Source organism: Rhizobium sp. USDA 3886 (assembly GCF_056279785.1).
In genome coordinates this window covers 1905546-1929374 of the sequence record NZ_JBWCDC010000003.1, presented here as the reverse complement: position 1 = coordinate 1929374, position 23829 = coordinate 1905546, and the positions used below count along the sequence as shown (strand labels likewise).

Annotated in this window: 23 protein-coding genes and 1 pseudogene; 13 read left to right on the top strand and 11 right to left on the bottom strand. The window is 60.1% G+C overall.

The features are described 5' to 3' along the window. Positions 1 to 8: 8 nt before the first annotated feature. The 3 genes from ACZ9BX_RS32120 to ACZ9BX_RS32110 form a co-directional block, all read right to left on the bottom strand. Positions 9 to 647: a LysE family translocator gene (locus ACZ9BX_RS32120; protein ID WP_476222309.1), complete on the bottom strand. Its 639-nt coding sequence runs from the start codon at positions 645 to 647 to the stop codon at positions 9 to 11. Between the two features lie 595 nt (positions 648 to 1242). Beyond that, complete coding sequence (locus ACZ9BX_RS32115; protein WP_476222308.1) at positions 1243 to 2229, bottom strand: methyltransferase; 987 nt, start codon at positions 2227 to 2229, stop codon at positions 1243 to 1245. Positions 2230 to 2429: 200 nt separating this feature from the next. Further along, positions 2430 to 2840 (bottom strand): GFA family protein, encoded by a 411-nt coding sequence (locus ACZ9BX_RS32110; protein ID WP_476222306.1) that lies wholly within the window; start codon positions 2838 to 2840, stop codon positions 2430 to 2432. A gap of 280 nt (positions 2841 to 3120) precedes the next feature. On the opposite strand from ACZ9BX_RS32110, the gene ACZ9BX_RS32105 reads away from it, so the two are divergent. Then, positions 3121 to 3522 carry a GFA family protein gene (locus ACZ9BX_RS32105; RefSeq protein ID WP_476222305.1) on the top strand — a complete coding sequence of 134 codons (402 nt, stop codon included), beginning with the start codon at positions 3121 to 3123 and terminating at the stop codon, positions 3520 to 3522. A gap of 85 nt (positions 3523 to 3607) precedes the next feature. Here the strand turns inward: ACZ9BX_RS32105 and ACZ9BX_RS32100 are convergent, their stop codons facing one another. Beyond that, a complete protein-coding gene (locus ACZ9BX_RS32100) occupies positions 3608 to 4006 on the bottom strand; it encodes a cupin domain-containing protein (protein ID WP_476222304.1) in 399 nt (132 codons plus the stop codon). A 115-nt stretch (positions 4007 to 4121) separates the two neighbouring features. After that, positions 4122 to 4370 carry a DUF3095 family protein gene (locus ACZ9BX_RS32095; protein ID WP_476223103.1) on the bottom strand — a complete coding sequence of 83 codons (249 nt, stop codon included), beginning with the start codon at positions 4368 to 4370 and terminating at the stop codon, positions 4122 to 4124. Between the two features lie 439 nt (positions 4371 to 4809). Here ACZ9BX_RS32095 and paoA point away from each other — a divergent pair, with 439 nt between their 5' ends. From paoA to paoC, 3 genes are read left to right on the top strand one after another with little or no spacing between them, the layout of a single operon-like run. Continuing rightward, positions 4810 to 5445, top strand: coding sequence for an aldehyde dehydrogenase iron-sulfur subunit PaoA (paoA, locus tag ACZ9BX_RS32090; RefSeq protein WP_476222302.1), 636 nt, complete (start codon positions 4810 to 4812; stop codon positions 5443 to 5445). Continuing rightward, positions 5442 to 6392 (top strand): FAD binding domain-containing protein, encoded by a 951-nt coding sequence (locus tag ACZ9BX_RS32085; RefSeq protein ID WP_476222301.1) that lies wholly within the window; start codon positions 5442 to 5444, stop codon positions 6390 to 6392. Before paoA ends, ACZ9BX_RS32085 begins: the two co-directional genes overlap by 4 nt. Positions 6393 to 6395: 3 nt before the next feature. Then, on the top strand, positions 6396 to 8594 hold the full coding sequence (gene paoC / locus ACZ9BX_RS32080) for an aldehyde oxidoreductase molybdenum-binding subunit PaoC (protein ID WP_476222299.1): 2199 nt from the start codon (positions 6396 to 6398) through the stop codon (positions 8592 to 8594). Between the two features lie 784 nt (positions 8595 to 9378). On the opposite strand, the gene ACZ9BX_RS32075 is transcribed toward paoC, so the two are convergent. From ACZ9BX_RS32075 to ACZ9BX_RS32065, 3 genes are read right to left on the bottom strand one after another with little or no spacing between them, the layout of a single operon-like run. Then, positions 9379 to 10233: a nucleotidyl transferase AbiEii/AbiGii toxin family protein gene (locus ACZ9BX_RS32075; RefSeq protein ID WP_476222297.1), complete on the bottom strand. Its 855-nt coding sequence runs from the start codon at positions 10231 to 10233 to the stop codon at positions 9379 to 9381. After that, positions 10230 to 11441: a type IV toxin-antitoxin system AbiEi family antitoxin domain-containing protein gene (locus ACZ9BX_RS32070; RefSeq protein WP_476222296.1), complete on the bottom strand. Its 1212-nt coding sequence runs from the start codon at positions 11439 to 11441 to the stop codon at positions 10230 to 10232. The genes ACZ9BX_RS32075 and ACZ9BX_RS32070 overlap by 4 nt, the downstream gene beginning before the upstream one ends. Further along, positions 11438 to 12331 carry a LysR family transcriptional regulator gene (locus ACZ9BX_RS32065; RefSeq protein WP_476222294.1) on the bottom strand — a complete coding sequence of 298 codons (894 nt, stop codon included), beginning with the start codon at positions 12329 to 12331 and terminating at the stop codon, positions 11438 to 11440. The genes ACZ9BX_RS32070 and ACZ9BX_RS32065 overlap by 4 nt, the downstream gene beginning before the upstream one ends. A 487-nt stretch (positions 12332 to 12818) precedes the next feature. Between ACZ9BX_RS32065 and ACZ9BX_RS32060 the strand changes: the two genes are divergently transcribed. Then, positions 12819 to 13835: an MFS transporter gene (locus ACZ9BX_RS32060; RefSeq protein WP_476222292.1), complete on the top strand. Its 1017-nt coding sequence runs from the start codon at positions 12819 to 12821 to the stop codon at positions 13833 to 13835. A gap of 2 nt (positions 13836 to 13837) precedes the next feature. Beyond that, a complete protein-coding gene (locus ACZ9BX_RS32055) occupies positions 13838 to 14002 on the top strand; it encodes a hypothetical protein (protein ID WP_476222290.1) in 165 nt (54 codons plus the stop codon). Positions 14003 to 14367: 365 nt separating this feature from the next. Here the strand turns inward: ACZ9BX_RS32055 and ACZ9BX_RS32050 are convergent. Together ACZ9BX_RS32050 and ACZ9BX_RS32045 are read right to left on the bottom strand one after the other, a co-directional pair. Further along, positions 14368 to 15110, bottom strand: a pseudogene (locus ACZ9BX_RS32050) (SDR family NAD(P)-dependent oxidoreductase). Between the two features lie 43 nt (positions 15111 to 15153). Beyond that, positions 15154 to 15543, bottom strand: a complete 390-nt coding sequence (locus ACZ9BX_RS32045; RefSeq protein ID WP_476222289.1) for a DoxX family protein — start codon at positions 15541 to 15543, stop codon at positions 15154 to 15156. Between the two features lie 155 nt (positions 15544 to 15698). Here ACZ9BX_RS32045 and ACZ9BX_RS32040 point away from each other — a divergent pair, with 155 nt between their 5' ends. Then, positions 15699 to 16079 carry a winged helix-turn-helix transcriptional regulator gene (locus ACZ9BX_RS32040; protein WP_132568904.1) on the top strand — a complete coding sequence of 127 codons (381 nt, stop codon included), beginning with the start codon at positions 15699 to 15701 and terminating at the stop codon, positions 16077 to 16079. Positions 16080 to 16217: 138 nt separating this feature from the next. Here ACZ9BX_RS32040 and ACZ9BX_RS32035 read toward each other — a convergent pair whose 3' ends face one another. Further along, entirely contained in the window at positions 16218 to 16748 is a 531-nt protein-coding gene (locus ACZ9BX_RS32035; protein ID WP_132568902.1) for a dihydrofolate reductase family protein, read from the bottom strand. 326 nt (positions 16749 to 17074) lie between these two features. On the opposite strand from ACZ9BX_RS32035, the gene ACZ9BX_RS32030 reads away from it, so the two are divergent. The 6 genes from ACZ9BX_RS32030 to ACZ9BX_RS32005 all read left to right on the top strand — a co-directional run bounded on the left by ACZ9BX_RS32030 (position 17075) and on the right by ACZ9BX_RS32005 (position 23798). Next, positions 17075 to 17959, top strand: a complete 885-nt coding sequence (locus ACZ9BX_RS32030; RefSeq protein ID WP_132568901.1) for an AraC family transcriptional regulator — start codon at positions 17075 to 17077, stop codon at positions 17957 to 17959. A gap of 210 nt (positions 17960 to 18169) precedes the next feature. After that, the gene (locus ACZ9BX_RS32025) at positions 18170 to 19255 is read left to right on the top strand and encodes an ABC transporter substrate-binding protein (protein ID WP_132568900.1); all 1086 of its coding nucleotides are present in this window, start codon (positions 18170 to 18172) and stop codon (positions 19253 to 19255) included. 83 nt (positions 19256 to 19338) lie between these two features. Then, positions 19339 to 20160, top strand: a complete 822-nt coding sequence (locus tag ACZ9BX_RS32020) for an ATP-binding cassette domain-containing protein (RefSeq protein ID WP_476222287.1) — start codon at positions 19339 to 19341, stop codon at positions 20158 to 20160. After that, entirely contained in the window at positions 20157 to 21407 is a 1251-nt protein-coding gene (locus tag ACZ9BX_RS32015) for a sugar ABC transporter permease (RefSeq protein WP_476222286.1), read from the top strand. Before ACZ9BX_RS32020 ends, ACZ9BX_RS32015 begins: the two co-directional genes overlap by 4 nt. 25 nt (positions 21408 to 21432) lie before the next feature. Next, positions 21433 to 22161: an SDR family oxidoreductase gene (locus ACZ9BX_RS32010; RefSeq protein ID WP_476222285.1), complete on the top strand. Its 729-nt coding sequence runs from the start codon at positions 21433 to 21435 to the stop codon at positions 22159 to 22161. 2 nt (positions 22162 to 22163) lie between these two features. Continuing rightward, a complete protein-coding gene (locus ACZ9BX_RS32005) occupies positions 22164 to 23798 on the top strand; it encodes an FGGY-family carbohydrate kinase (RefSeq protein WP_476222283.1) in 1635 nt (544 codons plus the stop codon). Positions 23799 to 23829: the final 31 nt, after the last annotated feature.

The window sequence follows — 23829 nt, the reverse complement described above, 5'->3', positions numbered from 1 at the left end:
ACCAGACCTCAGACGGTTGGCCGATAAGTCGCCAACTTTAACCCAAATCCGATGAACACGACGCCTGTCACGCCTTTCAGCCAGCGCTGAAAGCGCCCGTGCCGTGCAACGAACGTCAATTTCGAGAATAGAACAACTATGGAGCCAAACCAAACAACATTGACCATAGAATGCAGGAAAACGAGTAGAAAGGCATACGCTATAGCATGGTCATTTAGCGGTATAAAATTAGGAAATACGGCGAGATAGAACATCGACACCTTGGGATTCAAGCCGTTCGTCAGGAATCCCTCAGCGAAGGCTCTGAGGAGACTTCGCTGAGGTCGTGCAGGCGCAACATTCGCTACCGTTTCGATCCCTTTGTACGCGGCAAACAGCGCCTTGATCCCGATCCAGCCTAGGTATGCAACTCCAAGATACTTTACGATCGTAAAGGCGGTTGCGGATTTCAGTAGGATGATTGAGATGCCCATGATCGACAGTGCACCATGCACGTAGAACGCGGTAAAGAAGCCAGCAATATTAGCAAATCCGGCCTCGCGACCGGACGTAGGCACAGTCTTGGCAATCAGCACTCCGTTTGGCCCAGGTGAGGTGACCAAAAAGGTGGCCGCCAACAAAAATGCAAGTATCTCCGACCAGCCCATCAGCGTGCCAACTCCTTTCGCTTCTGCGCATGACACTCCACCAACGCGCTACGAAACACAATCACGAAATTGCGTTGGCACGGCGCATGTCCGCTCCGGGGCCGGAGAACGAGCCCGCTGCAGTCTCCGATGTCGCGTTCCACAACAAGGCGCTGGTCTACGACCTGTTGTTCCGCGGGGTCGGAGACTGCAGCGGATTCCTTCCTCGGCGACATTCGTACGCCCGTCGGCGCCCGAAACTCTTCACGCAGGCGGATGGTCAGCTTTCAAGTTGGATTGGCTTGAAAGAGACCAGCGCGTTCAATGTGGTAAAGTCAGCTTCGCGCTCTTCTCCATCCAATGTCACTTTATAAAGCGCACGCTTTCATGAGGGGTCGCAATTCCGCATGTCAGGACCGGCTCCAATTGGAGACCGCACGCCTCGACAATTCGTCGGGAAGGAATATTGCTCGCCGATGCGAGCTCATCGATATGGCTCGCTTCGAGTTGACGCCGGACAAGCGAACGCTCTTGGCGCTGGAGGTTGCAGGGCTCCCCGGATAGGGTCGGGGCGCCTCGGAGATCCTTGCGTCCGAAACCAACCATTCTGCTGCGGTCAGCCCGTGAGGCGCGCACGAAACAACGTGGAGCCGTCCGTCAGGCGCGACCTGGAGATATCCCGGAATCCAGCCTCGGTCATCCACGCGCGATACTGACCATCAGTGTACGATTCGCCGTGGCGATAGAGGTTCAAGAAGGTGAGATTTAGAAAGACGCCCTCAGGCGGGCCGAGGCGGTCGTCATCGACGACACCCCACCCCGCAATTGCGATCTCGCCTCCGGGTGTGAGGCAACGCGCCGCATTCAGGATCGAACTGCGCGCCTTGTCCGGCGGAAGGACCTGGACCACGGCCTTGAGGATCGCCAGATCGTGCCGACCGATCGATGGCGCGACAGTTATGTCCCCCTCTTCGACAACCACGTCGTCGGCACCGTATTCTGACAGGATATCTGGCGCGACCGCTGCGACCGTTGGGAGTTCCATCAGCGTCGCCGCAATCTGCGGCCGCCGCTCGCGAAGTCCGACGAGAGTGGTCCCGGGGCCTCCGCCGATGTCGATCACCGAACAGATCGCCGAGAGGTCCATCTCCCGGGCCAGATGTCGGCCGAAAATCACCCCGCCCGGTGCGAGCCTGCGGCTGAAGGCCGCCGCGGCCTCAGGCCCCGCTTCGGAAAAGTCGTGCAGCGCAGCCGACCGGTTCTGTCGCAGCGACTCTGCAGTCAGCAGGTCGGCTCCCCAGAGCTCGCGCAGGAGCGCATGATCGCCGCCGCGATAGGTCGGCTTGGACGCGTCGAGGAAGGCCGACGCTTCGGCGCCGTTGCGAAATTCACCATCCTTGACTTCGAGGAGACCAATGCTGGCGAGCGCGTAGAGGAGCCGCGACAGACGATCGGGCTCGACTTTGAGTGCCGCCCCAAGACTATCAGCAGTCACCGCGCTGCCACCGATCCGGGTGAAGATGCCAAGGTCCAGCCCGGCGCGAAGCGCCAAGGCGGGGGGCACCGCTGCGATCAGGTTGTCGATCCGATCAGAATCCACCATGTCACATCCCCTTCCGCGATCCAGGACCGCTCTGAATATTTAACATTTCGAAACGTCCGCTTTCGGGGTAGTCGACGGCCCTCAGTAACGACCGAATTGCGGCGCGAAGCTTAGTGACGGGACTGTCGATGTCCGCCGTTGTGCCGAAATCCGAAGTTCGGTGCGCCCACCAACTGCTAGCCTCCCTGGGTCGATTCATCCTAATATTGGCCGATTGGAAGGCCTTGGAAAGGCTCTACCGTTTCGTCCAGCTGCACCCACTTATGCTTCGATTGTTCGAATACTGATATGGCAGGCGGCGCGAAGGCCGGCTCGGCAAATGAACCTACCGCCACCCCGATCCAGGACGGCGAAACATCGACCTTCCAGTAGACGGTCGAGCCGCAAATTGGACAAAAATGCATTCGGACCTTGCGACCGCTCTCGCCAGTACGAATGAATTCTGTAGACGTTCCAATTATTTCGACACAGTCAATCGAGTAGAACGCGTTAGCGCTGAACGGCGCACCAATCCTTCGCTGGCAAGCGAAACAGTGACACAGCGCAGTCAATTGTGGTGGTTCGCTAAGCATCAGTCTAAGAGCGCCGCAGGCGCATTGGGCAGTGGCCATCGAAACTCCTCCCGCTTGCACGGTGAGATTGCGTTGGATTGAGGGCTGAAGCGTAGGCCCAAACCGCAATTCATTGCTGTGGGCGACGCGAAGGGGCTGAGGCTTGATACAATTTCAGGCTCACAGAAGCTCGAATGTAGATCGCGGAAATGCCGAAGTCTAGAGGAAACCCATCTGACCTCTTAGGGCGCGACACCGGTCGGATCGCGGCAATTGCGGTCATCGCGTGATTGGGGCAGGATGCCATCCTTGAATATGGAGCAGGATTGAACCTACGCTCATGCTGACGGGCTCATGTCATTGCGGCAAGGCGAGCTGGACACTCGAAGGTGATCCAGGCTCAATCACAGCGTGCAACTGCACGCTCTGCCGACGCTACGGCGCTCTATGGGCCTATGATTACGAAGGAGAGCGTATCGCGGTCACCGGGCAGACTGCCTCCTACACCCGCGCAGGCAGGGATAAGTCGTCTCTCGAGGTATTGTTCTGCCCATCCTGCGCGTGTGTATTGAGCTGGCGCGGCTTACGGCTTCAACAGGATGGCCGCCGGCGCATGGCCGTAAACTTGCGGCTTGCGCCACCAGATCTCGTTCATGATCTGCCTATTGATCATTTCGACGGTCTCGACACGTTTGAAGACCTTCCTTCCAAAGGGCGCTGTGTTAGCGATCTTTGGTTTTAAGAGCATGCCGCTTCGCTGCTTGGGGCCGATACTGTTAAAAAAACCCCAAAATCGGCGTTCGCTGAAAAAACGAGATTCGCGGGACCTACTTCGCAGGCTCGACGAGTGGTTGGCCTTTGCGGACAATGTAGGTTGCCAACTCCGATGCTTTGCCGCTACTGACATTCTTTGCTGAGTGAACCACGCCTGATGGAATGAACAAGGATTGCCCGGCCGTAAGCACGACTGGCTTTCGGCCTTGGAGCTCGTATTGCAGCGTTCCCTCAAGGACATAAGCAACCTCCTCGCCGGGGTGGGAATGCCTTGCGGCCAGAGCGCCTGGTACGAAATCAACGCGGACCTGCACGACTTGGTGACCGGGTATATCGACATCGTTCTTCAGCAGATCGGTGCGTTGCAATGGCTGCTCAGCGAGCGCCACGCTGAGAGGAGATACGCTTCCCGCGAAAGCAAGGGCAAGCGCGATTGCATGGATAGTTTTCATGTCGTCATCCTTCGTAAAATTAGGCCATTCATGGCCCGATGGGTCGCATTGGGATTTCACACGACATTTGAACCAGGGATGTGTCCCGAAACCTCGTTTTTGTATCCGCGTGTATCTATGGCAGCACCGGTGGCTGGTTGCTCGATTCAGGCAGTCGCAATGTCGGATGGCAATTCAACGCTTTGAGCTTCAGCATCGCAGCAGCCTTTGTGTATCCACCACCCAACCCGTCCAGGAAATGAAGGTGCGAATTCGGGCTGCCGCACGGTATCAGGCAGGTCATCAGGGCATGGGACCGGCGCAGTCCAGAACTGACCTCCCCATGCTGTCTTGCAGAAGTCAGACGTTCTTCGACCTGTTTGATCTACTCAGGCGTGCAGTCCGGCGTCAAACGCAAGGCGTCGTCATACCGTCTATAATCCGAGTTCGAAAACAACGTCCGACCAACCTTGCCACCGAGGTACTCTTCGACGTCTTTCGTAACGGCGATGTTGTCCGGCACAGGGTGAAAACATCGTTCCCCCCGCGTCGAAAACTGCGAGCAGAGGCTTTGCGAGCGTCGTGAAGATCTCGGGCGTGATAGGATCCTGCGGTTCCACGCGAGAAGAGAGTATTTCGCCCCGCTGGCTGGGATTGGTGCCCACCCGCAGGTCAGGCAAGGAGCTTTCATGAGCCAGATCGATAACTGTATGCGCGAAAGCCCCCCTAATCGCTGTCCCAGCATTCTCTACATTTCGAACGGCGTTGTTGCGCGAGCGATCTCTCTCGCGCGCCTCCGTCCAACGAACGAAGTGGAACTGGACATGCAGACAGTGATCCAACTTGAAATGTCCCGCCGGGACTTACTTATCTCGTCGGCCGCGACTGTCGCGGTCACCGGGGCCGCCGGGAAGGCGGTGGCACAGTCGGCGGGTAATGAAATGGCCTATACATCGAAGGTTTCATTCACGGTCAACGGCGAGAGCCGCGACCTCGACGTAGACAACCGGACGACGCTGCTCGACGCGTTGCGCGAGCATCTTCATCTGACGGGCACGAAGAAGGGATGCGATCACGGCCAGTGCGGCGCGTGCACGGTCATGGTCGACGGCCATCGCATCAATTCCTGCCTGACGCTGGCCGTCATGCACGAGGGTGACGAGATCACGACGATCGAAGGTCTCGGAAAGCCAGGCGATCTCCACCCGATGCAGGCGGCCTTCGTCAAGCATGACGGATTCCAATGCGGCTACTGCACGCCCGGACAGATCTGTTCGTCCGTGGCGGTGCTGGAAGAGATCAAGGCGAACATCCCGAGCCACGTCACTGGCGACCTAACCGCACAGACGGCCGTCACGCCGGCCGAAATCCGCGAGCGCATGAGCGGCAACATTTGTCGTTGCGGCGCTTATTCCAACATTCTCGACGCCATCGTCGAAGTCGCGGAGACAAAAGCATGAGAGCCTTCACCTACGAGCGTGCCTCGTCCGTCGAGGCCGCGGCCAAGGCGGCCGCCTCCAATCTGGACGCGAAGTTCATCGCCGGCGGTACCAACCTTCTCGACCTCATGAAGCTCGAGATCGAGACGCCGACGCATCTGATAGACGTCAACGACCTCGGCCTGGACAAGATCGAAGCCGCCCCGGAGGGCGGGCTGCGCATCGGAGCGCTCGTCCGCAATACCGAGCTCGCCGCGCACGAAACCGTCCGTCGAGATTACGCGCTGCTCTCCCGAGCGCTCGTCGCCGGCGCATCCGGCCAACTCCGCAACAGGGCGACGACGGCGGGAAACCTCCTGCAGCGCACGCGCTGTCCGTATTTCTACGATACCAATCAGCCGTGCAACAAGCGGCAGCCAGGCAGCGGCTGTTCGGCCATCGGCGGCTTTAGCCGCCAGCACGCTGTCGTCGGCACGAGCGACGCCTGCATAGCCACCCATCCGAGCGACATGGCGATCGCCATGCGGACGCTGGACGCCGTGGTCGAAACGGTGAAGGGGGACGGCAGCCGGCGTTCCATCCCCATCGCCGATTTCCACCGTCTGCCGGGCGATACGCCGCATATTGAGACCGTTTTGGAACGCGGCGAGTTCATCACGGCGGTCATTCTCCCGCCGCCGATCGGGGGGCGCCACATCTACAGGAAGGTCCGCGATCGCGCCTCCTACGCCTTCGCGCTCGTCTCCGTCGGCGCCGTCATCCAACCGGATGGAACCGGACGGGTCGCCGTCGGTGGAGTTGCCCACAAGCCTTGGCGTGTCGAGGCGGCCGAAGCCGCTCTTGCGAAAGGTACGCGCGCCGCCGCCGGTATCCTTCTCGCGGACGCACGTCCTACCGAACAGAACCGTTTCAAGGTTGACCTGGTCGAGCGCACGCTCGCCGCGGTCATCGCCGAAGCCAGGGGGTGAGCCATGCAGTTCGATAGGCCAGCAACAACCAACCCGATCGACCAGCTCAAAGTGGTCGGCCGTCCCATCCCCCGCATCGACGGCCAGCTCAAGACCACAGGCCGGGCCATGTACGCCTACGAGTGGCATGACCCGACCACACCCTATGCCTATGGCTACCCGGTCGGAGCCGCGATTGCCAAGGGGCGCATTAAGTCAATGGACGTCTCCGCTGCCAAGAAGGCGCCGGGCGTACTTGCCGTTGTGACGACGCTCGACGTCGGCGATCGGAAGAAGGGCAAGTTCAACACCGCCAAGCTTTTCGGTGGCGACGGGGTCCAGCACTATCACCAGGCGATCGCGGTCGTCGTTGCCGAAACCTTCGAACAGGCCCGCGCGGCCGCAGCGCTGGTCAAGGCCGACTATGCCGAAGAGAAGGGCGTCTTCGATCTCAGGGAGGCGATGGATTCGGCGGTGAAGCCGGACGAGTCGCAGCAGCCGGACTCGGCCGCCGGCGATTTCGAAGCAGCCTTCAGGACGGCTCCGATCACCCTGGACGAGACTTACACTACGCCGGACCAGTCCCACGCGATGATGGAGCCGCATGCTTCCATCGCCGCCTGGAACGGCGAGGAGCTGACAGTCTGGACGTCCAGCCAGATGATCGACTGGTGGCGGTCGGATCTCGCGACGACCCTCGATATCGACAAGGAGAAGATCCACCTGATGTCGCCGTTCATTGGTGGCGGCTTCGGGGGCAAGCTGTTCCTGCGGGCCGACGCCGTCCTTGCCGCTTTTGGAGCAAAGGCTGCGAAACGACCTGTGAAGGTGGCGCTGCCGCGTCCGTTCATGATGAACAACACGACCCACCGGCCGGCGACCATCCAGCGCATCCGCATCGGAGCGGAACGCGACGGCAAGATCACTGCAATCGCCCATGAAAGTTGGTCGGGCGATCTGAAAGGCGGTCAGCTCGAGACGGCCGTCAACCAGACCAGGCTGCTTTACGCCGGTGCGAACCGCATGACGGCGATGCGGTTGGCGACGCTCGACCTTCCCGAGGGCAACGCGATGCGTGCTCCGGGCGAAGCGCCTGGCCTGATGGCACTGGAGATTGCGATTGACGAGATGGCCGAGAAACTCGGCATCAATCCGGTCGAGTTCAGGATCATCAACGACACCCAGGTCGACCCCGAGAGGCCTGAGCGGCCGTTCTCACACCGCGATCTCGTCGGATGCATGAAGCTCGGCTCTGAGCGCTTCGGGTGGAGCGCAAGAGGAAGGCCGGGGTCGAAGCGCGAGGGCGACTGGTTGATCGGCATGGGCGTCGCGGCCGCCTTCCGCAATAATCTCCTTCTTCCCTCCGGAGCCCGCGTCCGCCTCGATCGGGAAGGGGTCGTTACCGTTGAAACAGACATGACCGACATCGGAACGGGAAGCTACACCATCATCGCGCAGACCGCGGCCGAGATGATGGGCGTCACCGTCGACAAGGTTGGCGTCCATCTCGGGGACTCCCGTTTCCCGATTTCTGCCGGTTCCGGCGGACAGTTCGGCGGCAACTGTTCGACAGCGGGCGTCTACGCAGCCTGCGTCAAGCTCAGGGAAGCCGTCGCACAGAAACTTGGTTTCAATTCCGAGGACGTCGTCTTCGAAAACGGCGAGGTCCGTTTGGGCAACCGCTCGGTGCCGCTTGCTGAGGCGGCGGGTCCCGACGGTCTTATCGGCGAGGATACGATCCAATGGGGCGAACTCTCCGAAACGCACCAGCAGTCGACCTTCGGAGCGCACTTCGTGGAGGTGGCCGTCGACGTCGCCACGGGCGAGAGCCGCATCCGCCGGATGCTCGCCGTCTGTGCGGCAGGGCGCATCCTCAACCCGATCACGGCGCGCAGCCAGGTCATCGGCGCGATGACGATGGGCGCGGGCGGTGCCTTGTCCGAGGAGCTTGCGGTAGATATCCGCCGCGGCCTCTTCGTCAATCATGACCTCGCAGGCTATGAGGTGCCGGTGCATGCAGATATCCCCCATCAGGAGGTGATTTTCATGGACGAGACGGATCCGATGTCGTCGCCGATGAAGGCCAAGGGCGTCGGCGAGCTCGGCCTGTGCGGTGTCTCCGCCGCGATCGCCAACGCCATCTACAACGCGACCGGCGTCAGGGTCCGGCACTATCCGATCACGCTCGACAAGTTAATCGGCGGCCTTCCGGACGTCGCTTGAAGCCAAGACGGCGGTCTCCATAGGCCGCCGTCTACTCTAAAGGCTTCGCCGCAAACAAGATCTTCGCTCCAAACTTGCTACCGACGCCCGCGGGAACGCTTGCGACCGACGATCCCGCCCTTCGCCGTCGATGCCTATCCTGAACCTGGTCGCAGCGGGAATTCCCTCGCGCTACGGCGCATGGAGCTTCGCAGTGCTCGGCATCTGGACGAAGCTCACCTTCCACTACTGCTGGAATTCTGCGCAATGACCTTCCGCTCGCCGACTACGGCGATGTCCTGTCGCATCGCGTATATTCCAGGGAACTGAACCTGGTCTCCGAAAACCTTCCTTCCGTCATGCCGCAGCCGCGCAAGCCCGCACCTGATCGGAAGGTCCTCCGGCGGGTGGAAAGGACAATCGCCACGTCGACAACGGCATGCTGTTATGGGGAATGGTCCACATGGCGGTGTCCCGGATGAGTCGCGGAGCTTGTGCGGCTACTGGCAGGGCAACCACCAGCCAGACCTAGTCTGGGAGGATGGGGAGAACCGGATCGCCTACAGGGAATCTCGAACCTGAGACAAGCCAGATCTGGCGCCAAGTCACCGATGACCAAAAGCTTCTTAATAGAACGGGAAGCAGGTCGCCCGAGCCGAGTTTGAGGTGACGTGTCTTGATGAAATTTCCCCTGCTGTGGGCACACAGGTGCTTTGGTCTACGGCGCGTGTCACCAGGCGGTCGTGGCGTCTGAGCCATAGCGATTGTGGAAATCAGATGTGTCTGCGCTGGTTTCGGGACCCGGCTACTTCAGATGGCTGAAATATGCCTCGCGGACAATTTCTGCGGCTTGGTCAATTTCGAAACGCGGCATGTCGGGGCGTAGCAACGTGTCCATGTCATGGCGGAAAGCTTTGTTGCGAAGCCGCCTGTCCAGATTCGCATGTGCTTCGTCAGCGCTGAAACGCGTCCCTTCCTTCTCCAAATACCATGTGAAGGCTTCCATCGTTCGGGCACCATCGATCTTGTAGGGCGTGGATCCGGCGAGGCCAAGCTGCCACGCATGCGCCAGATCGAAGAGATCGCGCCCTTGCTCGCGCTGCATGAGAGCTCTTGTCTTGGTGCCCAACATCTCGTTGATATCATAAGATCGCACCGTCGCGCGTACCAGGTCTCCGTCCTCGTCCAGTTTATCCACCTCCACGTTTACAAGCGGGTAGAGAGAGGCGCTCTCATTGAGGTTGACTTCGACTTTGATTGTCTCCTCGCGACTTAGTCCCAGCGGCACGAACTTGTAGACGGTACGAAGAATCTTCGACGGCCGCACAACATTGCGGATGGCCAGCCATGCGTCAGCAATTAAAGAGTCGCTCGGTCGGCCGAGCTCAGAGGTGAGCACGCGCCTCAAATGTGCGTCCAGCGTGCTCTCGTCCATGTTCTTAACAAGAACCAGATCAATGTCTTCAGAATAACGCGCGGCAGGCGCGAGATGCGCCTTGTGAAGAACCGTGCCACCACGCATGGCCAGATGCTCGCTGAGTATGGAATCGGAGAAAATCGCCGCAACACCGCGCGCCAGGCGGAGGTCTTGCTCGACCTGACTACGTTTGGGCCACGGAGCATAGATTTGCCACGCCGTCAGATCGGATTGTCTTATCATGCGTTGGCATCCTTCAAATCGGCGGGAATCAGCACTTTGAATCTTTCGTCAATGGGAGCGAATACGAGCGCGTTATCGCCCAACCCTCGGGTTCCGGCCAAGGGGACGAGCCGTAGAGGTCGTCCGTCTAGCCAGCGCTCGACCGAGAGCGACAAGCCATCCTGCCCATCCAGTTCCATCAAAGCTCCAAGGCGCTGGGCCAGAGAGACGTTCTGCAGTGTGTCCAGCGTTTCGATGATGGTGTCCTGTGAGCAATGCCTCCACAGACCGCGCAGGACTTCCTGCACTCGGGCAACGCCGCCGAGCATGCTCTCGTGCTGTATGATGTCGAGGGCGGTCAGTTCCGGCGTGCTGATCTTGAAGCGACCATCCGGCGTCTCGTGCCACCGGGTCGGCATTTCCTCCAGTCGTGCCCGAGTATGGAACTCGACATGATGGCGGCCCACGGTGATCGCCCGCCGCCGCTCCGGCACCATGACCTGCGTTACCATGACCGCATAAGGAGATGCCCCATAGACTTCGGCCGCGCTGAGCATTGCCACGTAATACGGTATCGTGAGGGTCTTGTTCATATACTGATGCAGCCAGGACTCCAGAGGAGGCGCACCCGTTGCGGCATGTTGCAAGGGAACAATCAGCCAATGTTCCGAACCGCGGGAAATGCCCGCTAAGCGGCCTCTCCGTTGCTGTCGATGTACGGCCTTTCGTAGGCCTTCGTCGCTAATGCCAGGGAGCGCGGACCGCAGATCATGCGCACGCACATTCAGCTTGCCGGAGCGTTCGAAATTGTCAAGCACACTGGAAAGGTGATTAGTCATGGACTCGTGACCTTTGCGTTTCTCTTCGCGATATGTACCATAAAATGTCCCTTTACGCGAAATGAAATGCGAGGAATTTTTCCGCTTCGCATTATCTTTCGAGTTCGGACATGCGCCAATAGGCCGCAATTGCCAAAACGGTGTCTGGCAGGGCGTCAATTGCTTCGCCGCCTGCTCTTTTTCCTCGATTGCAAGCTCATCGGGCAGGTTTTCACAGAGCGTCATGATGGGAACCAGTAGCATCCCGCCTTCAGACTTGGCCATCTTCGTCCAGTGACGCTGGCGCAACGCGAAGGACGCGGCAAATCCCTCCGCCCAGTCCCAGGCGATGACGGTGTCGCCGGATTGCCAAAAATCGGATCGTCGCCGCACCTGACGGCCTGCCGTCATTCCCGATGGCGCAGGGCGTTCACCAGCGCCACGAAGGCCGGAGAGGATTGCCTTCTGCTGGGGTAGTAGAGGTGGTAGCCGTCCCAGTAAGGCGAATATGATTCCAGGACGCGTACCAGACGGCCTTCCGCTATATGAGGCAGAGCCTCGTCTTCCGGCACGTACGCCAGGCCGAGTCCTTCCAATGCCGCGTCCAGGCCCTGATAGGAATTGTTGAAGGCAAGCTGTCCCTCGACCCGGATCTTGACCTCGTGCCCGTTGTCTTCGAACTCCCATGGCCAGAACCCCCCATAGGTGGGCAGGCGCTCGTTGATGCAGTTGTGTCGGACGAGGTCCTGCGGAGTCTCGGGAACTCCCTTAGTCTCGAAATATGAGGGGGCGCCGACGACGGCGAACCGGAAATCAGGACCGATGCGTGCCGAGATCATGTCCTTGGCCACCTGCTCGCCCATCCGGACTCCTGCGTCGAAACGCTCCGTAACGATGTCCGACAGCCCGTTCTCGCGCACCAGCTCCACCTTGATGTCAGGGTTGTTCGGCAGGAAACGCCGGAGCTTGGGCCAGATGATCCAGTTTATCGCGTGGTCAGAGGCCGTGATGCGGATGTTCCCCGCCGGCCTTTCCCGCAGTTCTGTTAGAGCCTCGAGTTCAGCCTCGATCTCATCGAAATGCGGGCCAACGCCCTGGAACAGTCTCTCTCCAGCGTCAGTCAGCGAGACGGCGCGCGTCGTACGGGTCAGAAGGCGAACGCCGAGCCGCGTCTCGAGCTGCCGGACGATGTGGCTGAGCGCAGACTGTGAGACGCCGAGCTTCGCGGCCGCTCTCGTGAAGCTCTTCTCTCGGGCGACCGCCAGAAAGGCCATCAGATCATTGACACTTGCTCGGGGCATTCATCAAGCTCCTACAGGGCAGATCGCGGTTTTACCGAATTTGCAGAGACTGGACATTGAAATCATTGTGAGCACTTGGCCAGCCCACCTTGCATCGTAGATGCGTCAATTCATGAAACTAGCTCACAGCTCCATGCGAGATCAGTCGTCTAATCCAGGCCTCGTCATTCTGTTAGACGCTAAGCGACCATGGATCCGAACGAGAAACCACGATCAATGCAGGTCTCGATCGAAGGCGTCTCATTGCCGTGGCGTTGGCGGGCTGCCTCTTCGCGATCTCGCAGCCCGACGACGTCGATGTGAATGAGATCCTGTTCACGCCCACCACCCAGGCTGAGTAGCCTGCCATTCGCCTATGTCTTGACCCGCTCAAGGAGCGGAGTGTGCGGTTCCCACGAAGTGAAACGGACAAGCTCAACAGTCGGACCGGGCCACTGATACCGCACGCGCCGAACCCAACAGCAGTACCCGCAAAAAGGAATGATCAATGTCGTTGCAAGCTATATCTGAGGAGTACAAGGACGAAGGACCTGTCGCCGCGTGGAGCGGCGTGCTCGCTCTGTCGCTTACTGCGTTCGCGCTTATTTCGTCCGAGTTCATGCCAATCAGCCTCCTGACGCCGATCGCAGCGGAGCTTCAGATCAGCGAGGGCCAGGCAGGACAGGCCATCTCCATCTCGGGTGCCTTCGCCTTCCTAACCAGTCTCTTCATCTCTTCGGCAACGCGCGCGCTTGACCGGAAAGTGCTGCTGCTGGTTCTGACCGGCCTGATGATCGTCTCCGGCACGGTCGTAGCTCTTGCGCCGAACTTCGTGGTTTTGATGATCGGACGCGCATTGATCGGCGTCGTCGTCGGCGGGTTCTGGTCGATGTCCGCCGCGACGGCAATGCGACTTGTGCCCGAGGACAGGGTGCCGCGGGCGTTGGCAATTCTCAACGGAGGAGGCGCCTTGGCCACGGTCGTCGCCGCACCCCTTGGAAGCTGTCTCGGCGGGCTGATCGGCTGGCGTGGTGCCTTCTTCCTTGTGGTGCCGGTCGCTGGCGTGGTCTTCATATGGCAACTACTCAGCCTTCCCTCGATGAAGGCTGAGATTCAACCAGGTTCCGGAAACGTCTTCATGCTGCTCAAGCGACCTGAGGTGGCCTGCGGCATAGCGGCGGTGGGTGTGTTCTTCATGGGACAGTTCGCTTTGTTCACCTACCTGCGGCCGTTCCTGGAGGTGGTTACGCAAGTCGATGCCTCCAAGCTCTCGTTCTTGCTCCTGATCATGGGGATAACCGGGTTCATCGGCACCACACTGATCGGCACGTTCCTGAAGGACCGCCTATATCCGACGCTGACCGTCATCCCGCTTCTGATGGCCGCGATCGGCGCGGGCCTGATTGCGGTCGGCGACGGGCTGGCCTTGACGGCCCTCCTACTGGGTGCCTGGGGGCTGTTTGCGACTTCGGCGCCTGTCGGCTGGTGGACTTGGGTGGCACGAACGATGCCGGATGAGGCCTGATCGTGGCAGTCGTCCAGCTCGCGATCACCTCGGGTGCTTTCGCGGGCGGTTTCCTGTTCGACATGAGCGGCTATGCTCTTACCTTCGGCGCGAGTGCCATTCTGCTCGTGATTGCCGCGCTACTGGCAGTGATGACGGCTCGTCAACAACGATTCGGCTCCGCCTGAGCAGGCCTTGCCTGGCCGCGACCGTAGCATCGCTCGCCAGATAGACCTCGTAATATGGAGTTCGGTGCCGCCCCGTCCGCCGAAGGACATGCAAACCTTCGGCGGACGCAGGCAGCTCGTTGCTCAACTGGAACCGATCTTCGATCAGCACGATGCTGCGGTAGGTCTTTTACATCGGCAACCCTCATGCCCTGGTGAGGGATCGTTTGCCCGCAAGCCTACGGGTGGGGCGTTAGGCAACTCGTTCGAGAAGTCATTAGAAATCACCTTGTTCATCGTTCTGGCGCGAGGCTCGTCGTATGGCCCTGGAGCGTCGGAAATCCGGGTCCTGACCCTGATGACGAGGTTGGGAGCCTCCCTTCGGGTCAGCGCGCGCTGCCGATGATCGAGCCGCGGTCGGGGGTGAGGCTGTAGCCCGTCAGGAACTGCGCATCCTTGCTCGCGAGGAACAGGACCACGGGCGCAATGTCTTCCTCCGGCGATCCGAAGCGGGCGAGCGCGTTAGTCGGTGGGGGCACGTCAGCCGCCTCGCCCCAGGTCTCCGCCAGCGGCAGGACATTGTTGACTGTGATCTTGTCGGCGCCCCACTCGCGGGCGGCGGTTCGGGTAAGGGCGCGCACCGCCTCCTTCGCCATGTTGTAGGGGCCGTAACCCATCAAGCCGATGACACCGGCCATCGAGCCGAAGTTGACGACGCGCCCCTGTCCGCTCGCCTTGAGGTAGGATAGCAGGCCTGCATCGTTCTCAGGTAAGCGATCGGGCCCACCTCGAAATTGCGCTGCAACTGCTCCACCGAGAGATCGATGATGGAAGAGAAAGGCGCGGACGGATCGAATGCGTTGTTTACAAGAATGTCGATCCCGCCATAGACCGCGACCGCCTTGTCCACCGCCGCTCTGATCTGATCGGCATCGCTGACGTCGCAGACGACGCCGAGAACGGTGCCACCAGCGGCCTCAATGTCCGCGACGACCGCGTCCACATTCGCAGGCGTGCGCGATAGGACAGCGACCTTGGCATCTTCCGCAGCAAACAGCTTTGCGGTGGCGCGACCAATGCCGCGCCCGGCGCCTGTGACGATGGCAACTTTTCCATTGAGTCGACCCATATTCATCTCCATTCGATAAAGGGTGTTGGTAATGTTCGCCGCGTCAGAGCATTGCCGCGCGCACGTAGGGCGACGCGATTTCACGGGCGGCGTTCTGGGTAAGGAACGAGGCGGCGAGCAGCGCGAGGCCCAAGGCCGCCGGCACGGTGCCGTTGGGCCTGCGGACACCGAGGTGCGCCAAACCGGACAGCAGCAGGTGATAGAAGATGCCGGCATAGGCGAGGTCGCTGAGCGCCACACTGAAGCGCGACAAGATGGCGACCGGGCCCAGTATCTTCACGACGATCATGATCGGCACGAGGTAGGCGGGGTAGCCGAGCTCGGCAAGAGCCTGACGAACCCAGTCCCTTTTAGCCAGGTACACATAGGCGGAAGTCAGGTAGAGCAGCGACAACAGCGCAGTGCTGATCCAATATGTATAGGTTGCGGCCATGAGTTCTTCCTGATTGTTGTTGCAGCAGCAACATCTCTTTCATCGACTTTCTTCGTGGTCTGGATGCACAGTTTTCAACTGCGCGCCGCCAACGCACATTGAAAATGTCGACTAAGATTGATATTCGCAAGTAGGATGAAAAACCGGCTGTTAGTATGGGAAAGCAGACTATGACCGACGGAGAGATCAACATGCACGAGGAGATGCGGCGTGCATTCGCGCTGCTCTCGGGCAAATGGAAGTTGGAGATCATGTGGCTGCTCAACCAGCGGATCTACCGCTTCGGGGAACTGCGAAAGGCAATTCCCGGCATCACCCAGCACATGCTGACAGCACAACTGCGCGAGCTCGAAGCAGACGGTCTGGTGTCGCGCACAGTGTTTGCGGAAGTGCCGCCACGAGTTGAATATCAGATAACGCAAAAGGCGCGTGGGCTCGGTCCGACGATGGAGGCGCTCACATCCTGGTGGAACGAGTATGGAAGAAGTCTGCCCACAAGGCAGAGTTCTCGCGGCCGCAAAGCTAAGAGCAGCTAGTGGTGAAAATCTGACGCTTGGTACTGGAGGCGAGATCTCGCTTTCGACCCTCCGCGGGTAACAATCGCCGGTTACTTTGTAAGTGCCTCGAGTGAACGATTAAGGCGCATGTAGGCGGACGCGCGACGAGTTGCGTGATCAGGCAGGAACGTACGTCAACCGGATCGCGTCCTCGCCGATTAAATCGCTGGCCACGAGGCGGAGCGGCGGCCGTGGGCCGGCAAAGAATGGCTTGCCGCGACCAAGCACGATTGGGTGGAAGTAGAGTCGATACTCGTCGACAAGTCCAAGGTCAGTTAGGCTTCGTGCCAGGTCTGGTCCGGAAACTGCAATCTCCCCAACGAGCCGAGCTTTCAGGCCACGGATCACCGCCTCGATGTCGTCCTCGACAAGTGTGGCGTTCGGGCCGACCGACTTCAACGAGCGCGACACGACCCACTTCGGTTGGCGCCGCCACGCCGCCGCGAACTCGTGTTGCTCCGCACTCCACTCAGGACGGTTTTCGTCCCAATAGCGCATGACCTCGTACATGCGGCGACCGTACACACTGCCGGTCAGGTCGCCCACGTGCTCTATCCAGTGACGAAAGAGCGCGGGACTTGGCGCAAATTCCTGATGGTCGACATAGCCGTCCAGGGACTGGTTCATTCCGAAGACGATCTTCGCCATGCTGCAAAATCTCCATCCGACGTTCTTCAGAATAGCTTGAACAGCCGTTACGCGTAAGTGAGGTTGGGGGGCCGATGTCGCACAACTCGGCGCCGGAATGTACTGGCTTCGACTTTTGCCGTTGATCGGCTGTGCTGAGACAGGGAAACTTGCGCGATTTGCCACAAATTGCGGTAGAATTGTCAAAAAAGTATCAGTGAGGGGTCGATGGTGTAGTAGCGATCGCTGATGTCCGCGCGTAAAGTCCTGTCATAAGAAGCGATGACCTCTGGGAGGAGGCGCCATTACCGGAGAAACTCCGGTCGGAGCGCAGGGAGGAAGGTTCCATGAATCCGGATTTGGAAGTGGTCGCGATCGGCAGCGGCGAGTCCTTCAAGGCCTGGGAGCATGGCTATCCCTACCGTACGGTCCGTTGGCATTTTCATCCCGAATATGAAATCCACCATGTCGTCGCAACGACGGGGCAATATTTCGTCGGCGATTTCATCGGCGAGTTCGAACCGGGCAACCTTGTGCTCACTGGACCGAACCTGCCGCATAATTGGGTAAGCGACGTGCCGCCGGGCACATGCCTGCCGCTGCGCTGCCGGGTGCTTCAATTCACCGAGTCTTTCCTTGCGGATGCAAGCCGGGTTTTTCCGGAGCTTTCGGCTTGTGCCGGCATTCTGGAAATGAGCCGCCGCGGTGCGCTGTTTACGCCCGAAACGGCGACGCTCGTCGGCCCGCTCCTCGGGGAGCTGGTCGAAGCCAAAGGAATTCGCCGGATCGAGCTTTTCATGAACGTGCTCAACGCGCTGAGTTCTGCACAGGGCACGCGTACCCTCGCAAGTGCGCTTTATCATCCGGATCCTTCGGGGTTCATGTCTGCCGGGGTGAACCAGGCGCTGGCCTATATCAACACGCATCTGACCGAACCCTTCAGCGAGAGTGACCTTGCCGAGTTGACCGGGCAAAGCCCGAGCGCGTTCTCCCGCAGCTTCCGCCGGCACACCGGAATGGCGCTCGTCCAATATGTAAACCGGCTGCGGATCAACTTTGCCTGCCACCTGCTGATGAGCGAGACCGCCATGTCGATAACCGACATCTGCTTTGCGGCCGGCTTCAACAATATCTCGAATTTCAATCGCCGATTTCTGGATCAGAAGGGCATGGCGCCCTCGCGCTTCAGAACATTGCTGGCACAAAACGCAAGAGCGGTGGAGGCCGCCTAAAAGGGAGGACCGGGGAGGAGAAAACGAACAATCAGGGCGAGGCGAACGGGCACGAGGTTGTCCGAACGGGATTGCTTGTCCGCAAACAGGCCTGAGAAGCGCCGGTCAAGGAACCCGCTTCGAGAGGCCGGATCGCACAAATGGTGTCGAGCTCGACGCGAGCTTGAGGCTTCATCGAAACAGTTACAATTTGGGAACGGAGAAATTCCTATGACTCAATTCGCATGGAAATTGGCAGGCGCAGCAGCGCTCGCCGTCGGTCTTCTCAGCGGTACGTCCGCCTTTGCGCAGTCTGCAAAGGTGACCGATGCAACGGTCGCCTTTCTGATGCCCGATCAGAGCTCCACACGCTACGAGGAGCACGATTATCCGGGCTTCGAAGCGGAAATGAAGAAACTCTGCGCCGGCTGCAAGGTGATCTACCAGAACGCAAACGGCGACGCTTCGCGCCAGCAGCAGCAGTTTAACTCGGCGATTTCGCAGGGCGCCAAGGCGATCGTGCTCGACCCGGTCGATTCCACCGCTGCCGCGTCGCTCGTCAAGATGGCGCAGAGCCAGGGCGTGAAGGTCATTGCCTATGACCGGCCGATCCCATCTGCCGCCGCAGACTATTACGTCTCCTTCAACAACGAGGAAATCGGCAAGATGATCGCCAAATCGCTCGTCGATCATCTGAAGGCGAAGAACGTCCAGGCGGGCGACGGCGGTCTCCTTCAGATCAACGGCTCGCCGACGGATGCTGCAGCAGGCCTGATCAAGAAGGGTATCCATGCCGGCCTCGCCGAAGGCGGCTATCCGACCCTTGCGGAGTTCGATACGCCGGAGTGGGCTCCGCCGAAGGCTCAGCAATGGGCGAGCGGCCAGATCACCCGGTTCGGCAAGAAGATCATCGGCGTTGTGGCCGCCAATGACGGCACGGGTGGTGCTGCCGTTGCAGCGTTCAAGGCTGCCGGCATCGACCCTGTGCCGCCGGTCACCGGCAACGATGCGACGATCGCGGGTCTGCAGCTCATCATCGCGGGCGATCAATACAACACTATCTCCAAGCCAAGCGAGATCGTGGCCGCGGCTGCGGCGAATGTCGCAATCCAGCTGTTGTCGGGCGAAGCGCCGAAGGCCGACACCAAGCTCTTCGATACGCCGACGCAACTCTTCACGCCGGCGCTCGTTACCGCTGAAAACCTGAAGGCCGAGATCATCGACAAGACGGTCAATGGCAAGCCGATCCAGACGCCGGAGCAGCTCTGCACGGATCGCTACGCCGAAGGCTGCAAGACGCTCGGCATCGGCGGCTGATCGGTTCCCTCCCAAGATGCCCTTCGACCGTCCTCGCGGGCGGCCGGAGGGTCCCAAAATTCATGATGAAAGGCTCGCGACAGATGACTGACGTTCCCGATCAAACAGCCTCTGCCGGCGAATTGGTGCTCAGCCTGCGAGGGATCTCGAAACATTTCGGTGCCGTCTCGGCGCTCACCGATATCGACCTCGATGTTCACGGCGGCGAAGTGGTGGCGCTCGTGGGCGACAACGGCGCCGGCAAATCCACGCTGGTGAAGATTCTTGCTGGCGTGCACCAGCCGAGTTCGGGCGAGATCACCTTCCGCGGCAACAAAGTGACGCTGACCGACCCCAGTGCGGCCTTATCCCTCGGAATCGCGACAGTGTTTCAGGACCTTGCACTTTGCGAGAACCTTGACGTCGTTGCCAACATCTTCCTCGGCCGGGAGCTTGCTCCGCTGAGGCTTGATGAGACGGCGATGGAGGTTCGTGCCTGGACACTTCTGAACGAGCTTTCGGCCCGCATTCCGAGCGTCCGCATTCCGATTGCATCGCTTTCCGGTGGACAACGCCAGACGGTGGCGATTGCCCGGTCTCTGCTCCTGGAGCCGAAGCTCATTTTGCTCGATGAACCCACGGCTGCTCTTGGCGTTGCCCAGACTGCCGAGGTGCTGAACCTGATCGAGCGCGTGCGCGACCGCGGGCTCGGGGTCGTGATGATCAGCCACAATATGGAAGACGTTCGTGCGGTGGCTGATCGCATCGTCGTCCTAAGGCTAGGGCGGAACAATGGAATTTTCTATCCTGACGCATCCAACCAGGAACTCGTCACTGCTATTACCGGGGCGACGGAAAATGCGGTCTCGCGTCGCGCTGGCCGCCGTCAGGCGCAGCAGGATATCAGGCAGGAGGGTCAGCCATGACCAGTGATGTGAAACAAACCGCAACGCTGCTTGATCGCGGCGATGTTCGCGTCAGTCATGATGCGGGCATCAGTGCGACGATCCGCTCGTCCATCGACAAGGTGCGCTCCGGCGATCTCGGTTCACTGCCGGTGGTCGTCGGCCTGGTGATCATCTGGACCGTGTTCGGCACCCTCAATCCGACCTTCCTTTCCAGCAACAACCTTGCAAACCTGCTTTTCGACGCGTCGACTGTCGGTGTGATTTCGCTCGGTATCGTCTGCGTGCTGATGGTTGGCGAGATCGATCTGTCTGTCGGCTCGATCAGCGGCTTTGCTTCGGCCATGGTCGGCATGCTCTGGGTCAATCAGGGCTGGCCCGTCGCCGCCGCGATCATCGCCGCCGTCCTTGTCGGCGGATTGATCGGCTCGCTCTATGCGCTGCTTTTCAATCGTCTCGGAATGCCGAGCTTCGTTTCGACGCTCGCGGGTCTGCTGGCGGTGCTCGGAATGCAGCTCTATCTGCTCGGCGCCACAGGCTCGATCAACCTGCCCTATGGCTCGTCCTTGGTGAACTTCGGTCAGCTGCTCGTCATTCCACGCCCGCTTGCATATCTTTTCGCGCTGCTGCCGGGCGTCGTGATGCTGATTGCAGGCTATCGGGCCGCTCAACGCCGCCGGCAAGCCAACCTCTCATCTCGCTCGATCGGTGGCCTCGTCATCAGCGTGGCTGCCATCACGATCCTTTTCGAATTCGTCGTCTTCTATCTCAATCAGGACCGCGGCATCCCCTGGATGTTTGCGCTCTTCGTCGTGCTGGCGATCGTGATGAACTACGCGCTGACACGGACTCAATGGGGCCGGTCGATGGCGGCCGTCGGCGGCAATCGCGAGGCCGCACGCCGCGCAGGCATCAATGTCCGGCGGATATACACCAGCGCCTTCGTTCTCTGTGCAATGTTTGCCGCACTTGGCGGCGTGCTTGCCGCGGCGCGTCTTGCCTCGGCAAGCCAGCAGGCCGGAACGGGGGACGTCAACCTGAATGCGATTGCAGCAGCCGTCATCGGCGGAACGAGCCTCTTCGGCGGCCGCGGCAGCGCCTACTCGGCCCTGCTCGGCATCATCGTCATTCAATCGATCGCAAGCGGCCTGACGATGCTCGATCTGTCTTCGGCCCTTCGTTACATGATCACCGGGGCAGTTCTTGCCATTGCAGTCATCGTCGACTCGCTGGCGCGCCGGTCGAGAGTTTCGCACGGCCGTGCCTGATACAACTACGAAAGCAAGGATTGATATGGGACAGGAACTTTCTGGAAAGGTCGCAGCGATTACCGGGGCTGCCTCGGGGATCGGTCTTGAATGCGCCAAGTCTTTATTAACGGAGGGTGTGAGCGTTGCCCTCATCGACAGAGCAGGCGATTCTCTGAGGAGCATATGCTCCGAGCTGGGTCCGAACGCCTTCCCTCTGGTCGTCGACCTGACCAATCCTGCCAGCGTCTCGACGATGATGCCGCAGATCCTGGAGCGGTTCGGAAAGCTCGACATTTTCCACGCCAATGCCGGTTCCTACATCGGCGGGGACGTCGTCGACGGTGATCCCGATTCCTGGGACCGGATGCTGAACCTGAACGTCAATGCGGCCTTCCGATCCGTCCAGGCGGTATTGCCTCATATGGTGGAAAGGAAGACGGGCGACATCATCATGACAAGTTCGATCGCTGGTCTGGTACCCGTGGTCTGGGAGCCGATCTATACGGCGTCCAAACATGCCGTGCAGGCTTTTGTCCATACGGTCAGGCGCCAGGTTATAAAGCACGGCATTCGCGTCGGCGCGGTAGCGCCCGGTCCTGTCGTCACGGCACTGATCAGCGACTGGCCTCAGGAAAAGCTTGATGAGACGATTGCCGCAGGAGGATTGATGGAAGCCACGGAGGTTGCAGAGGCGGTGCTGTTCATGCTGACGCGACCACGCAACGTGACGATCCGCGACATCGTCATCCTGCCGCACAGCACGGACCTTTGATCATGGCGCGGTTTTTTATCGGGGTCGACGTGGGTACGGGCAGCGCACGGGCAGGGGTCTTCGACGAGAACGGAGCGCTGCTGGCGTCCGCCAAACGTGCGATCACTATCTGGTATGAGGCGGGCCACATCGTTGAGCAATCCAGCGAACAGATCTGGAAAGCCGTCTGCGACAGCGCCAGGGAAGCGGTCGCAACGGCTGGCATCTCACCCGCAGCCGTCGCCGGTCTCGGATTTGATGCCACCTGTTCTCTCGTTGCCGTGAAATCCGATGGCGCGCCGGTCGCCGTCGGTCCTTCCGGCGATCCCAACCGCAATATCATCGTCTGGATGGATCACCGTGCCGCTGGCGAAGCGGCCGACATCAATGCTGGAAGCCACGCGGTCCTGCGCTATGTGGGCGGGCGGATCTCGCCGGAAATGGAAACGCCGAAGCTTCTCTGGCTGAAGCGCAATCTGCCGGCCTCCTTTGCCGCTGCCGGCCACTTCTTTGACCTTGCGGACTTTCTGACCTGGCGCGCAACCGGCTCGCTTAGCCGATCTGTCTGCACGGTCACCTGCAAATGGACCTATCTTGCCCACGAAAAGCGCTGGGACGCCCAGTACTTTGAGGCAATAGGGCTCGAAGAATTGGCAGCAGAAGGCTTTTCAAGGATAGGTACGGACATCGTTGATCCAGGCACGGCGCTGGAAAATGGGCTCAGCGAACACGCCGCTGCCGATCTTGGGCTGCCGGCCGGAACGCCCGTCGGAGCGGCGCTGATCGATGCGCATGCGGGTGGCGCCGGCACACTCGGCGGCGCGGACGCAAACGGCCGTTCGGATGTCAGAAACAGGCTTGCCTATATCTTCGGTACGTCGGCCTGTTCGATGGCTTCAAGTGACAATCCGATTTTCGTCGGTGGCGTCTGGGGACCGTATTACTCAGCAATGGTGCCGGGGCTCTGGCTGACGGAAGGCGGGCAGTCGGCTGCAGGTGCGGCCATAGACCATCTGGTGACCATGCATCCGGCATCTGCCGAGGCGCGCGCAAAGGCGGAAGCGGCGGGTCTCACTCTCGTTGCATGGCTTGACAGGCAGGCCACGGAAATATGCCCGGACCTAACGCGTGCCGTCGAACTTGCGAAGTCTATCCATGTCGTGCCGGAATTTCTTGGAAACCGGTCGCCGCATGCCGATCCCGATGCACGGGCGGTCGTCGCGGGCATTGGACTGGATGTCGATATTTCCAATCTGATCTCGCTCTATATTGCGGGCCTTTGCGGCATCGGCTATGGCCTGAAGCAGCTTTTGGAAAAGCTGGCGCAAGACGGCATCAAGCTTGACTTGATCGTTGCCAGCGGTGGTGCTGCGCAAAGCAATCTCGTTCGACAGCTTCTGGCCGACACGACGAATGTACCGGTGGCAATCTCTGACACCGAAGAGCCGGTGCTATTGGGTGCGGCAATGCTCGGTTCTGTCGCCGCCGGACACAATCATTCCCTGCCGGAAGCGATGAAGGCGATGTCGCATCTGTCGAAAACGTTCCATCCAACGGGTGGCGCGATTGCGGTTCTGCACAAAAACAGGTTCCGCGCTTTCGAAGTGCTCCAGTCGGCGGATCGCGAAATTCGTTCGCTTGCATTGAATGGCGATTGATCGTTTCGGCTCCTAAGGCGAAAGGCGATGT

Coding starts and splice junctions, on each gene's coding strand:
- ACZ9BX_RS32120 (WP_476222309.1), bottom strand. CDS start 647: ATGGGCTGGTCGGAGATACTTGCATTTTTGTTGGCGGCCACCTTTTTG.
- ACZ9BX_RS32115 (WP_476222308.1), bottom strand. CDS start 2,229: ATGGTGGATTCTGATCGGATCGACAACCTGATCGCAGCGGTGCCCCCC.
- ACZ9BX_RS32110 (WP_476222306.1), bottom strand. CDS start 2,840: ATGGCCACTGCCCAATGCGCCTGCGGCGCTCTTAGACTGATGCTTAGC.
- ACZ9BX_RS32105 (WP_476222305.1), top strand. CDS start 3,121: ATGCTGACGGGCTCATGTCATTGCGGCAAGGCGAGCTGGACACTCGAA.
- ACZ9BX_RS32100 (WP_476222304.1), bottom strand. CDS start 4,006: ATGAAAACTATCCATGCAATCGCGCTTGCCCTTGCTTTCGCGGGAAGC.
- paoA (WP_476222302.1), top strand. CDS start 4,810: ATGCAGACAGTGATCCAACTTGAAATGTCCCGCCGGGACTTACTTATC.
- ACZ9BX_RS32085 (WP_476222301.1), top strand. CDS start 5,442: ATGAGAGCCTTCACCTACGAGCGTGCCTCGTCCGTCGAGGCCGCGGCC.
- paoC (WP_476222299.1), top strand. CDS start 6,396: ATGCAGTTCGATAGGCCAGCAACAACCAACCCGATCGACCAGCTCAAA.
- ACZ9BX_RS32075 (WP_476222297.1), bottom strand. CDS start 10,233: ATGATAAGACAATCCGATCTGACGGCGTGGCAAATCTATGCTCCGTGG.
- ACZ9BX_RS32070 (WP_476222296.1), bottom strand. CDS start 11,441: ATGACGGCAGGCCGTCAGGTGCGGCGACGATCCGATTTTTGGCAATCC.
- ACZ9BX_RS32065 (WP_476222294.1), bottom strand. CDS start 12,331: ATGCCCCGAGCAAGTGTCAATGATCTGATGGCCTTTCTGGCGGTCGCC.
- ACZ9BX_RS32060 (WP_476222292.1), top strand. CDS start 12,819: ATGTCGTTGCAAGCTATATCTGAGGAGTACAAGGACGAAGGACCTGTC.
- ACZ9BX_RS32045 (WP_476222289.1), bottom strand. CDS start 15,543: ATGGCCGCAACCTATACATATTGGATCAGCACTGCGCTGTTGTCGCTG.
- ACZ9BX_RS32040 (WP_132568904.1), top strand. CDS start 15,699: ATGGGAAAGCAGACTATGACCGACGGAGAGATCAACATGCACGAGGAG.
- ACZ9BX_RS32035 (WP_132568902.1), bottom strand. CDS start 16,748: ATGGCGAAGATCGTCTTCGGAATGAACCAGTCCCTGGACGGCTATGTC.
- ACZ9BX_RS32030 (WP_132568901.1), top strand. CDS start 17,075: ATGAATCCGGATTTGGAAGTGGTCGCGATCGGCAGCGGCGAGTCCTTC.
- ACZ9BX_RS32025 (WP_132568900.1), top strand. CDS start 18,170: ATGACTCAATTCGCATGGAAATTGGCAGGCGCAGCAGCGCTCGCCGTC.
- ACZ9BX_RS32020 (WP_476222287.1), top strand. CDS start 19,339: ATGACTGACGTTCCCGATCAAACAGCCTCTGCCGGCGAATTGGTGCTC.
- ACZ9BX_RS32015 (WP_476222286.1), top strand. CDS start 20,157: ATGACCAGTGATGTGAAACAAACCGCAACGCTGCTTGATCGCGGCGAT.
- ACZ9BX_RS32010 (WP_476222285.1), top strand. CDS start 21,433: ATGGGACAGGAACTTTCTGGAAAGGTCGCAGCGATTACCGGGGCTGCC.
- ACZ9BX_RS32005 (WP_476222283.1), top strand. CDS start 22,164: ATGGCGCGGTTTTTTATCGGGGTCGACGTGGGTACGGGCAGCGCACGG.